This is a genomic window from Microbacterium jepli (assembly GCF_047237905.1).
GTDB lineage: Bacteria > Actinomycetota > Actinomycetes > Actinomycetales > Microbacteriaceae > Microbacterium.
The window spans coordinates 575,471-586,040 of record NZ_JBDFLW010000003.1; the positions used below are offsets into that span (position 1 = coordinate 575,471).

Here is a 10,570-nt window from a genome sequence, read left to right on the forward strand (position 1 = left end):
CGCGGCACAGGATACAGGTGCGATCGGAACGGCGAGGGAACCGGAGGCCCGTGGCGCGACGGCATGATGGACGAGTGAAACTCGCGGTCATCGGCGCGGCTCTGCTCGCAGCGGGCCTGGTCGCCGCTCTCACCGGGGTGCTTCCGGCGGAGGACGTCGCCGCGATCGGCGAGCGCGTGTGGCCGATCCTGCTGTTCGTCGTCGCCATCACGATCGTCGCCGAGCTGGCGGCCATCGCCGGGCTGTTCGACGTGATCGCGGCGTTCCTGGCGCGCCTGTCGGGCGGCCGCACCTGGACGCTGTGGCTGCTCGTGGTCGCCCTCGCCGTCGTCTGCACCGCCTTCCTGTCGCTGGACACCACCGCGGTGCTTCTGACCCCGGTGGTCGTGGGTGTCGCGAAGGCCAACCGCCTGCCCCCTCTCCCGTTCGCCCTCGCCACGGTCTGGCTGGCCAACACCGCGTCGCTCGTGCTCCCCGTGTCGAACCTCACCAACCTCCTCGCGGTGCATCGGCTCGACGCGGGCCCGGGGGAGTTCCTGGCGCTCCTCGGTCCGTCGGCGCTCGTCGCGGTCGTCGTGACGGTCGGGATCCTCGCCCTCGTGAACCGCCGGGAGCTGCGCGGGAGGTTCACGCCGGCCCCCGCGCCGGCCGTCGGCGACCGTCGGCTGCTGATCGTCTCCGCTGTCGTCGTGGCCGCCCTGCTGCCGCTGCTGGTGTCGGGGCTGGACCCGTGGATCCCCGCGCTCGCCGCCGCCGCCGTGATGGTGGTCGTCTACATCGTCCGGGCTCCGCGTGCCCTCCGGCCGGGCCTCGTGCCGTGGCAGCTCGTCGTCTTCGCCTCCGGGCTGTTCCTCGCCGTGGGAGCGCTCCAGGCTCTCGGAGCCGACGCGGTGATCGCCACGGTCGCCGGTCACGGCGAAGACCTCCCCGCCCTCGCGCGGCTGGCGGGGACGGGTCTGGTCGGCGCGAACGTGATCGACAACCTGCCCGCGTACCTGGCGCTGGAGAACACCGCGGAGACGCCGGCGCGCCTCGGCGCGCTGCTGGTCGGGGTGAACGCCGGTCCGCTGATCACGCCGTGGGCGTCGCTGGCGACCCTGCTCTGGCATCAGCGCCTCGAAGCCGCCGGCGTGCGGATCGGCTGGGGTCGGTACGCCCTGCTGGGCCTCTGCGCGGCGCCCGTCATCGTCTTCCTGGCGGTGGTGCCGCTCGCGTTCTGATCGAGCGCCGCGGTCGGAGGGGTGATTCCGGGCACGAGGAAAGGCCAGGCGATGCGCCTGGCCTTCTTCGTTCGTGCTGCGCGTTGCGCGGTGGTGTCAGGCCGCGCTGGCGACGAGACGCTGCGGTTCCGCGGTCTCCGCCGCGTACCAGCTGTCGAGCTCGATCTGCAGCCCGCTGCCCGAACTGGCACGGATCGCGAAGTCCTGCAGCACGGCCGAGTCGAGCTTGCCGGCCTCGACCGACGTGAAGACGAAGCGGAGGGGGATCGACTCCTGCAGCCAGAGAGTCGAGCGGCCGGCCGGATCGGTGATCGTGTGGCGCCAGCCGAGCGTGAAGCTCTCCTTGCGTCGGAGCTTCGTCGTGATGACGACCTTCAGATGAGCCAGGAGCGCATCCGGGAATTCGATCGGCTCCGCGCGGTCGCCGTAGTACAGCATGCCCATCGTGACTCCTTCGGGTATCGATCGACGATCCGCGGGGGCGGGGCCGACATTCGCTACTCTACCCGAAAACTCACCGATTTAGTTAAATCAGTGAATAGCTCGCCACGTGAAATATCAGGTAGGCTGGGGAGATGAGCAGCAGCACTGACGCGGACGGCGAGACGCCGACCCTGCGCGCTGCCCTCCTGGCCTACGGAAACGCCCGCGCACGCAATCTCGGCGCAGCCCGCCGTGCTCTGGACATCGGCGAAGGCGATGCCCGCGCGATGCTCCACATCGCCGACCACCCGGGCATCCGTCCGTCTCAGCTGCGTGAATTCCTCGACATCACCGCCGCCGGGGTGACGGCGCTCCTCGATCGCCTCGAGCGACGAGACGTCGTGCGTCGGGAACTCGACGAGAGCGATCGCCGCGTGACCCGCGTCACACTGACCGTCGACATGGACGAGACGCCCTGGGTCGCGCTGACGCGCTTCGACACCCGGTTCGACGAGGCGACGGCTGCGCTGGACGCGTCGGAGGTCAGCCGCTTCGCCGCATCGCTCGATCTGCTCACCCGGGCCACCGTCGGCGCGCCTTCCTGACCTGCGCCCCTGCGCGTCGTCAGGTCTCGTCTGTGCCGACGAACGCGGCCGACTTCGCCTCGAGGAAGGCGCACAGCTTGGCGACGACGGCCAGCTCCGCCGCGAGTTCGGCGATCTCCTCCGCACCGAGGACGGCGGTCTGCTCGCGTGGCTCGAGCGTCACGTTCCACGTCGTCGACGGAGCCGGCTCCGGCTGTATGTAGACGATCGTGGGCGCGTATGCGAGCTGCACCCCGACGAGACCGGTGTTGGCGCCGTCATCGCCGTCCTGCTGCATCACCGAGAGCGTCGCCGAGGTCTCGTGCCCGAGCGCGCGAAACTCCTCGAGCCACCCGGAGATGGTGCTCCGACTGCGGAAGGGCATGGGCGAGGACTCCTCGATGTGCGTGGGCATCAGATCAACGGTACCGGGGGGCTCCGACATCGCTCCACACCCCTGCGGAGGGATGTCGCTACACCGTCGATCAAGCGTCTGCAACGGTCAGCGACGCGGGCACGGTCGGACCTAGCCTTCGAGGAGGAGACCACCCGGCAACGAGACAGGAGTCGTCATGAACGAGAACAGCGACCGAGCGAACAACGAGCCGATCGAGGAGCCCGTCGACCCGAGCGCGGAGGCGGCGCCCGCCGACCCCCAGACCGGCGCCGCCGAGCCGTCCACGGAGCCGAGCACCGAGAAGGACCCCGGCGAGGAGCCGAAGGCCGCTCACCCCGACGATCCGTCGCCGGATCACGAGGCTGTCGGCATCGGCGTGGTCGGCGGATCCCAGGTCGACCTGGACGCGGGAGTCTGATCTCCGAAGACCCGGATGGACGGATGCCTCGGCCCGAGGCATCCGTCCGTCTCTCGTCTCAGCGCTGAGACACGTGCGAGACCGCCGCGCAGCGGGCCGCACGCAGAACTCACGGATCGGTGCGCGTCAGCAGTCCGTCGAGGGCGTCCTGAAGGTCGCCGAGCGAGTCGAAGACGGCGACCGCTCCGGCCTCAGTGAGCTCGGCCGAGGAGAACCCGCCGGTGCGCACCGCGATCGTCGGCACCTCGAGCTTCTGCGCGGCCACGATGTCCCACGTCGAGTCGCCGATCATGACGCCCGAGCGGCCGCCCACACGATCGAGGGCGGTCTGCACCAGATCCGGCTCGGGTTTGCTGTTCTCCACGTCGTCCGAGCTCGTCCAGGCGTCCACGACGTCGGCGCCGTCGACGAGATGAAGGAAGCGCTCGACGTGCTCCGCCTTGCCCGAGCTGGCCAGCACCACCTGGAACCCGCGCTTCTTCACCGCGACCAGCAGGTCGTGCGCGGAGGCGAACGGCTTGACCTCGTCGATGACCTCGTCGAATTCCTCTGTCCACGCCTCGCGCAGCGCTTCGCCGTACTCCGCCTCGACCTCATCGCTCGTGACGCTCGCGATCAGCTGATCGCCGCCCATGCCGATGGCGCGGTGGATGCGCCACACGGGCACGGTGATGTCGTGGCGGCGGAACGCGCGGAACCACGACAGGGCGTGCTGGTAGTTCGTGTCGACGAGTGTGCCGTCCACGTCGAACAGGACCGTGTCGACCGCCAGCGGCGTGCGCGGGGCGCCGTCGGCAGCGGTCATCGGTAGAGGAGGCTCTGGAGGAACCCGGCGACGGGGCGCTGCTGCTCGCCCTGCTGTGCGCCGAGGATCAGAAGCGTGCCGGTGGCGAGGGGGATGAGCCACTGCACGACGCGCTGCTGACGCTGGGTCGAGGCCAGCTTCGCGGAGGTCGCCGCGCCGGGCTCGGTCACGCCGGCCGCGCCCTCGTCGGACCGAGCGGCCATCTTCGCGCCGAGGATCGCCGAGTACCCGGTCGCGATGAGGGCGAAGACGGTGATGCCGAGCTTCAGCTCGGTGTTGCTGCGCGCTTCGGGCTGCTTCACGAGGCGGGTCTTGTTTCCGAGGATGAGCCCCACGCCGCCGATGCCGTGGGCGACGATCGCGGTGAGCTGCACCGGCGCCCACTTGCCCCACCCGATCGAGGACAGGCGGAGACGCTCGGACGGCTCCATGGCCTTCGCGGTGCCGCCGTTGAGTCCGACCGCGCCCATGAGGGCGCCGCCGAACCAGGCGGCGAGGCCGACGTCGTGGAGCGAGCGGACAAGCGTGTTGCGCTGGGACATCTAGGATTCCAATCCGGGTGGTGAGCGGCTCACCTTCCTCGTCCCCGCGCCGATCGGCACGGGGGTTGCCCACCCGGAGCCGACGTGCAAGCAGAGGGAGCGCAGCAGTGCCGATGCGGATCGTGGAGGTCGCCTACGACGATGAGCGCGCCCAGGAGCTGCGCCGGCAGCTGAACGACGACCTCGACGAGCGGTACGCGCCGCTGCACCCCCCGGCGGAGTCCGACGAGGTCCGTGCGGCGCGGGCCGAAGCGCTGCGCACCCGCCCCGAGGAGATCGTGCAGACCTGGCTGGCGCTCGACGAGGCCGATGCGGCGGTGGGGCACGTGATTCTGCGGCGGCTCGGCCGGGAGTGGGAGCTCAAGCGCCTCATCGTCTCGCCGAGCGCGCGTCGGCGAGGCGTCGGGCGCGCCCTCACGGCCGCCGTCGTGGATCGCGCCCGGACGGACGGCGCGCACCGCGTCATCCTGCAGACCGGCGCCGCACAGCCCGAGTCACTGGCCCTCTACACCGGCGCCGGATTCCAGCGCATCCCGGTGTACGAGCCCTACGTCGCCACGATGGCCGGCTCGCTCTGCTTCGCCCTCGACCTCGACTGACCCGCCTTCGGCGGGTCGCAACGGCCCCCATCCGCCGGGACCCGATCCCGAGGTCCGATCCCCGGGGCACACTGTCACCGTGCCCTCGCTTCCCGTTCCGCCCGCGCCGTCCATCGACTCCTCCGACGACACCGCCGTGTGGGTCGCTGAGCACCTCGGCGACCTCACCCGCGAGGGGCCCGACGGCGTGCGGGCCGGCGACTTCACCGGAGGACAGGCGGCGGCGGATGCTGCGCTCGCCGCCCTCGACGTCACCGGGTATGCGCGCTCGCGCAGCACGGTGCTCCCCGAGTCGCGGAGGGGCGCGTCGCGGATGTCTCCCTACATCCGGCACGGGTTGCTCAGCCTCCGCGAGGTGTGGGACGCGGTGTCGGACGCCCAGGGCCAGGACAAGAAGCGCTACCGCGACGAACTGCTGTGGCAGGAGTACGCGCGCCACCTCTACGCCCGGGTCGGGCCGGCGCTGGCCGCGCCGCTGCGCGCGGAGCAGCCCCGCACCGGCCGCTGGGACGGTGACCCGTGGCCGGCTGAGATGGCCTGCATGGACCTCACGGTCGGAATGCTGCACGACGGGGGCTGGCTCGTGAACCAGACCCGGATGTGGCTGGCGTCGCAGTGGGCGGTGCGCGCGGGCGCCGATTGGCGCGACGGGGAGGACGAGTTCTTCGCCCACCTCCTCGACGGATCACGGGCGGCCAACCGTCTCGGCTGGCAGTGGACCGTCGGCACGGGCAGCGGCAAGCCCTACGGCTTCAGCCGATGGCAGGTGCAGAAGCGCGCGCCGCAGCTGTGCCGCTCGTGCCCGCTCGCCGACCGCTGCCCAATCGAGAACTGGCCCGACGCCGGACCCGGGCCGTCGGTCACCGGACCGGACCTCGGCCGGGGCGAGACGCCGTCCGGCCCTGCCGAGGTGGAGGGCTCGGGTGCGTCGACGGTCTGGCTGACCGCCGAGTCGCTCGGGCGCGGCGATCCGGCACTCGCCGCCGATCCCGACCGGCCCGCGGTCTTCGTCTTCGACGAGCCGCTGCTACGCCGGCTGCGACTGTCGGGCAAGCGGCTGGTCTTCCTGGCCGAGACGCTCGGCGAGCTCGCCGCGACACGTCCGCTCGAGGTCCGGCGTGGACGGGTCACCGAGGAGCTGGCCGGCCGGGACCTCGCCAGCACCTACGCGCCCGTGCCGGGGTGGGCCACCCGGGCGGCGGCGCTGAAGCCGGTCGAGGTGCATCCCTGGCCGTGGCTGACCCGCCCCCGCGGCGGCCCGGTGCAGTCGTTCTCGGCGTGGCGCCGAACTCTGAGGGTGTGACGCAGGCCTCCGAGAGCGCATGAGGCCGGACGCACATAACGGGGCAGGGACCGCGCGTCAACCGTCGTGCGACGAACGCGCCGCGTGACCCAAGCTCTCGGAGCGCGTTCCGCCACACGGGCGGAGCGCGCCGCGAAGGAGACCTCATGCCCGCCGATGCCGCCCCGACGTCCGAAGGGCCGAACGACACCCGGCTGCGCCGCGCCATCACAGGCCCGCTCCTGTTCGCCTTCATCCTGGGCGATGTGCTGGGCGCGGGCATCTACGCCCTGATGGGCGTGCTGAGCGACCGGGTGGGCGGGATGCTGTGGGCACCGCTTCTGCTCGCGCTCGTGCTCGCGCTCCTCACCGCGGGGTCGTACGCCGAGCTCGTGACGAAGTACCCGCGCGCCGGCGGCGCATCCGTCTTCGCGGAGCGCGCCTTCCGCAACCGTCTCGTGTCGTTCCTCGTCGGCTTCTGCATGCTCGCGGCCGGGGTCGTCAGCGCCGCAGGTCTCTCGCTCGCCTTCGCGGGGGAGTACCTGCGCACCTTCGTCGACCTGCCGACGATCCCCGTCGCGATGGTCTTCCTCGTGATCGTGGCGCTGCTGAACGCCCGCGGCGTGCGCGAGTCGCTCGGCGCGAACCTCGTGATGACCGTGGTCGAGGTGAGCGGCCTGGTGATCGTCGTCGTCGTGGTCGGGCTGCTGCTGGCCGGCGGCGGCGGCGACGTGTCCCGCGTCACGCAGCTGCCGGAGGGGACGGGCGCTGCGACCGCCGTGCTGGCCGGAGCCATCATCGCCTACTACTCGTTCGTGGGCTTCGAGACCTCCGCGAACATGATCGAGGAGGTCAAGCAGCCGTCCAAGACCTATCCGATCGCGCTGTTCGGCGCCCTCCTGACGGCGGGCGTCGTCTACGTGCTGGTCGGACTGGCGAGCTCCATCGCCCTGCCCGCGAGCGAGCTGTCGGAATCGAGCGGGCCGCTGCTGGCCGTCGTCGAGGCGAGCGGCGTGGCGATCCCGTCGTGGCTGTTCAGCCTGATCGCCCTCGTCGCCGTCGCCAACGGGGCGCTGCTCACGATGATCATGACGAGCCGCCTCACCTACGGGATGTCGGAGCAGGGGCTGCTCCCGCGCACCCTGTCGCGCGTGCTCCCTCAGCGCAAGACGCCCTGGGTCGCGATCCTCGCGACGACCCTCGTGGCGATGCTGCTCACCCTCGTCGGCGACCTCGCGACCCTGGCCGAGACGGTGGTGCTGCTGCTCCTGTTCGTCTTCCTCAGCGCCAACGTGTCGGTGCTGGTCCTCCGCCGCGACCGCGTGCAGCACGCGCACTTCCGGGTCTGGACGTTCGTGCCGGTGCTGGGCGTCGCGTCCTGCATCCTGCTGATGACGCAGCAGCGTCCCGAGGTCTGGCTGTTCGGGGCCATCCTGCTGGCCGTCGGCGCCGTGCTCTACGTCATCTCCCGCTGGACGCGGTCGCGCGAGGGTGCGAAGGACGCGGACCGGGCGGAGGAGACCGCGCCCCGCGCCTGAATCGGGCCCACGGGAATGAAGAAGGCCGTGGGTCCGATGGACCCACGGCCGGTGGTGGAGGACTCAGGAATCGCACCTGACAGGGCGCCTCATGTGCGCATCCCCCGAGATCCCTCACTATAGCGACGCCCGGAATGGTAGACAAGTCGCGGGAGGAGGCACGCCGGGTACCCGCCCGCCGGGGTCCGCGTGTCGCACGCACATGAACGCTGATGAGATCCGCCGCGCCTACCTCGACTTCATGACCGAACGCGGCCACGTGATCATCCCGCGCTCGCCGCTCGTCCCGAAGGACGACCCGACGACGCTGTTCACCGGAAGCGGCATGCAGCCGCTCCTTCCGTATCTGCTCGGGGCGCAGCATCCGGCCGGCACCAGACTCGCCGACAGCCAGACCTGCCTCCGCGTGCAGGACATCGAGGAGGTCGGCGACAACCGGCACACCACCTTCTTCGAGATGCTCGGCAACTGGAGCCTGGGCGACTACTTCAAGCAGGAGCAGATCCCGCAGGTGTGGACGTTCCTGACGGCCAAGGTCGGCCTCGATCCCGACCGCATCTACGTGTCGTGCTTCAGCGGCGACCCGAAGAACGACATCCCGAAGGACGAGGAGTCCGCCCGGCTGTGGACCGGGCTGTTCCAGGAGGCGGGCGTCTCCTCCGCGCAGGTCGACGTGGGGACGGAGGAGCATGCCGCCGCCGTCGGCACCGGCGGCGCGCGCATCGCGTTCTACAGCAAGAAGAACTGGTGGTGCCGCGGCGGCAAGGCGGAGGACATGCCCGTCGGCGAGCCCGGCGGTCCCGACACCGAGATCTTCTACCTGTTCCCGACCGTCGAGCACGATCCGTCGTTCGGCGAGCACTGCCATCAGAACTGCGACTGCGGACGCTTCATCGAGCTCGGCAACTCGGTGTTCATGGAGTACCGCCGCACCGAGACCGGCTTCGAGCCGCTGCCCAAGAAGAACGTCGACTACGGCGGAGGACTCGCCCGCATCGCGGCGGCGGCGATGGACAGCCCCGACGTGTTCCGCATCGGCCTGCTCTGGCCGATCATCGAGCGCCTGCAGGAGCTCTCCGGCCGCACCTACGAGGACGAGACCGTGAGCATGCGCGTCATCGCCGACCACCTCCGCGGCGCGACCTTCCTCGCGGTCGACGGGGTGATGCCGGGCAACAAGGCGCAGGGCTACGTCATGCGCCGCCTGCTGCGCCGCGCCATCCGCTTCGCCTTCGACCTCGGACTCGAGGAGAACTTCTTCCCACAGATCATCCCGACCATCGCGAAGATCTACGAGGCGCACTATCCCGAGGTGGGGGAGCACGCGGAGTACGTCGAAAAGGTGCTGGTGAAGGAGGAGCAGGCCTTCCGCCGCACGCTCCGCAAGGGACTGAAGCAGCTGCGCGCGTACCGCGGCACCACGGTGACCGGAGCCGAGCTGTTCGTGCTCTACGACACCTACGGCTTCCCCGTGGAGCTCTCCACCGAGGAGGCGGGCCGTCAGGGGATCGAGGTCAGCGAGACGTGGCGCGCCGAGTTCGACGAGCACATGACGGCGCAGCGCGAGCGCTCGCAGCGCTCCACCACGCTCCACGTCTGACGGCCGTTCCAGGGCCTCACGAGCTCGTCGGAGCCGTGTCGCACGCGCGGCCGGTGTGCAACCCCCGCATCTTCACAGCCGAAGTGGGGTAGAACGTCCTGTGGAGGAAAAAAGTTCGACCTCCTATGGAGGATCGTTTGCCCGGTAATGCTGTTTCCCGTTTCCAGAACGTCGCGCTGCTGTCGGTGGCGAGCGTCCTGCCCAGTCGGGTGACCACCTCGGAGGACATCGAGGGTCGCCTCGGCCCCTCCCTGGCACGCCTCAAGCTGCGCAGCGGCCTCCTCAAGCGCGTCGCCGGTGTGCTCGAGCGACGCAACTGGGGTCCCGGCGAGTCGGCCGACAAGGCGACCATCGCGGCCGGGAAGCGCGCGCTCGACGAAGCCGGTGTCCAGGCCTCGCAGGTGGGCCTGCTCATCAACACGTCGGTCACGCGCATGCACCTCGAGCCGTCCGTTGCGGTCGCCCTGCACCACGGCCTCGGCCTGCCGAGCTCGGCGGTGAACTTCGACGTCGCCAACGCGTGCCTCGGCTTCATCAACGGGATGTCGCTCGCGGCCACGATGATCGAGTCCGGGCAGATCGACTACGCCATGGTCGTGGCCGGTGAAGACGCCGACGACATCCAGGTGAACACCATCGAGCGTCTCCTGCGCTCGGAGTCCGACCGCGACGGGTTCATGAGCGAGTTCGCGTCGCTCACCCTGGGCTCGGGCTCTGCGGCCGCCGTGCTGGGCCGGGCCGATGCGCACCCCGAGGGTCACCGCATCCTCGGCGGCGTCACCCGCGCGGCCACGAACTTCCACACCCTCTGCGTCGGCAGTGTCGACGGCATGTTCACCGACGCCAAGGCGCTGCTCAAGGGCGGGCTGGATCTCGTGGTGTCCGCGTGGAAGGAGGCGTCGGCGGAGTGGGACTGGAAGTCGATGAACCGCTACATCACGCACCAGGTCTCGTCGATCCACACCGACGCCATCGTCAAGGCCGTGCACCTCGACCGCTCGAAGGTGCCCACGACCTACCCCCGCTACGGCAACGTCGGTCCGGCCTCGGTGCCGATCACGCTCGCGCAGGAGCAGGACAGCCTGCGTCAGGGTGACCGCGTGCTCCTCATGGGCGTCGGGTCGGGCCTGAACACCGCCATGATGGAGCTCGCTTGGTGAAC

The 10,570-nt window shown here is 70.5% G+C and carries 12 protein-coding genes; 8 read left to right on the forward strand and 4 right to left on the reverse strand.

Features of this window, described 5'->3' with window-relative positions; translation table 11 throughout:
* Nucleotides 1–74 precede the first annotated feature (74 nt).
* Nucleotides 75–1,220, forward strand: a complete 1,146-nt coding sequence (locus ABC304_RS03330; RefSeq protein ID WP_412928938.1) for an ArsB/NhaD family transporter — start codon at nt 75–77, stop codon at nt 1,218–1,220.
* Nucleotides 1,221–1,316: 96 nt separating this feature from the next.
* Here the strand turns inward: ABC304_RS03330 and ABC304_RS03335 are convergent, their stop codons facing one another.
* Complete coding sequence (locus tag ABC304_RS03335) at nt 1,317–1,664, reverse strand: DUF7882 family protein (protein WP_412928939.1); 348 nt, start codon at nt 1,662–1,664, stop codon at nt 1,317–1,319.
* A gap of 131 nt (nt 1,665–1,795) precedes the next feature.
* Here ABC304_RS03335 and ABC304_RS03340 point away from each other — a divergent pair, with 131 nt between their 5' ends.
* Nucleotides 1,796–2,248, forward strand: a complete 453-nt coding sequence (locus ABC304_RS03340; RefSeq protein WP_412928940.1) for a MarR family winged helix-turn-helix transcriptional regulator — start codon at nt 1,796–1,798, stop codon at nt 2,246–2,248.
* Nucleotides 2,249–2,267: 19 nt separating this feature from the next.
* On the opposite strand, the gene ABC304_RS03345 is transcribed toward ABC304_RS03340, so the two are convergent.
* Nucleotides 2,268–2,642, reverse strand: coding sequence for a hypothetical protein (locus ABC304_RS03345; protein ID WP_412928942.1), 375 nt, complete (start codon nt 2,640–2,642; stop codon nt 2,268–2,270).
* Nucleotides 2,643–2,799: 157 nt separating this feature from the next.
* Here ABC304_RS03345 and ABC304_RS03350 point away from each other — a divergent pair, with 157 nt between their 5' ends.
* Nucleotides 2,800–3,042, forward strand: coding sequence for a hypothetical protein (locus ABC304_RS03350; RefSeq protein ID WP_412928944.1), 243 nt, complete (start codon nt 2,800–2,802; stop codon nt 3,040–3,042).
* A gap of 109 nt (nt 3,043–3,151) precedes the next feature.
* Here the strand turns inward: ABC304_RS03350 and ABC304_RS03355 are convergent, their stop codons facing one another.
* Both ABC304_RS03355 and ABC304_RS03360 read right to left on the reverse strand, forming a co-directional pair.
* Nucleotides 3,152–3,847: an HAD family hydrolase gene (locus ABC304_RS03355; protein ID WP_412928947.1), complete on the reverse strand. Its 696-nt coding sequence runs from the start codon at nt 3,845–3,847 to the stop codon at nt 3,152–3,154.
* A complete protein-coding gene (locus ABC304_RS03360; RefSeq protein WP_412928948.1) occupies nt 3,844–4,389 on the reverse strand; it encodes a hypothetical protein in 546 nt (181 codons plus the stop codon). Before ABC304_RS03360 ends, ABC304_RS03355 begins: the two co-directional genes overlap by 4 nt.
* Before the next feature lie 113 nt (nt 4,390–4,502).
* Between ABC304_RS03360 and ABC304_RS03365 the strand changes: the two genes are divergently transcribed.
* The 5 genes from ABC304_RS03365 (at nt 4,503) to ABC304_RS03385 (ending at nt 10,568) form a co-directional block, all read left to right on the forward strand.
* Nucleotides 4,503–4,988 carry a GNAT family N-acetyltransferase gene (locus tag ABC304_RS03365; protein WP_412928949.1) on the forward strand — a complete coding sequence of 162 codons (486 nt, stop codon included), beginning with the start codon at nt 4,503–4,505 and terminating at the stop codon, nt 4,986–4,988.
* A gap of 79 nt (nt 4,989–5,067) precedes the next feature.
* Complete coding sequence (locus ABC304_RS03370) at nt 5,068–6,291, forward strand: FAD-binding domain-containing protein (protein WP_412928951.1); 1,224 nt, start codon at nt 5,068–5,070, stop codon at nt 6,289–6,291.
* Nucleotides 6,292–6,437: 146 nt separating this feature from the next.
* Entirely contained in the window at nt 6,438–7,808 is a 1,371-nt protein-coding gene (locus tag ABC304_RS03375; RefSeq protein WP_412928952.1) for an APC family permease, read from the forward strand.
* A 202-nt stretch (nt 7,809–8,010) separates the two neighbouring features.
* On the forward strand, nt 8,011–9,408 hold the full coding sequence (locus tag ABC304_RS03380) for an alanine--tRNA ligase-related protein (RefSeq protein ID WP_412928954.1): 1,398 nt from the start codon (nt 8,011–8,013) through the stop codon (nt 9,406–9,408).
* 137 nt (nt 9,409–9,545) lie between these two features.
* Nucleotides 9,546–10,568: a 3-oxoacyl-ACP synthase III gene (locus ABC304_RS03385; protein WP_412928955.1), complete on the forward strand. Its 1,023-nt coding sequence runs from the start codon at nt 9,546–9,548 to the stop codon at nt 10,566–10,568.
* The last annotated feature ends 2 nt before the right edge of the window (nt 10,569–10,570 follow it).

What these genes read in the sequence shown, in the direction of transcription:
- ABC304_RS03380 (WP_412928954.1), top strand. Translation starts at nt 8,011, where the DNA reads ATGAACGCTGATGAGATCCGCCGCGCCTACCTCGACTTCATGACCGAA.
- ABC304_RS03345 (WP_412928942.1), bottom strand. Translation starts at nt 2,642, where the DNA reads ATGCCCACGCACATCGAGGAGTCCTCGCCCATGCCCTTCCGCAGTCGG.
- ABC304_RS03360 (WP_412928948.1), bottom strand. Translation starts at nt 4,389, where the DNA reads ATGTCCCAGCGCAACACGCTTGTCCGCTCGCTCCACGACGTCGGCCTC.
- ABC304_RS03375 (WP_412928952.1), top strand. Translation starts at nt 6,438, where the DNA reads ATGCCCGCCGATGCCGCCCCGACGTCCGAAGGGCCGAACGACACCCGG.
- ABC304_RS03365 (WP_412928949.1), top strand. Translation starts at nt 4,503, where the DNA reads ATGCGGATCGTGGAGGTCGCCTACGACGATGAGCGCGCCCAGGAGCTG.
- ABC304_RS03350 (WP_412928944.1), top strand. Translation starts at nt 2,800, where the DNA reads ATGAACGAGAACAGCGACCGAGCGAACAACGAGCCGATCGAGGAGCCC.
- ABC304_RS03335 (WP_412928939.1), bottom strand. Translation starts at nt 1,664, where the DNA reads ATGGGCATGCTGTACTACGGCGACCGCGCGGAGCCGATCGAATTCCCG.
- ABC304_RS03355 (WP_412928947.1), bottom strand. Translation starts at nt 3,847, where the DNA reads ATGACCGCTGCCGACGGCGCCCCGCGCACGCCGCTGGCGGTCGACACG.
- ABC304_RS03340 (WP_412928940.1), top strand. Translation starts at nt 1,796, where the DNA reads ATGAGCAGCAGCACTGACGCGGACGGCGAGACGCCGACCCTGCGCGCT.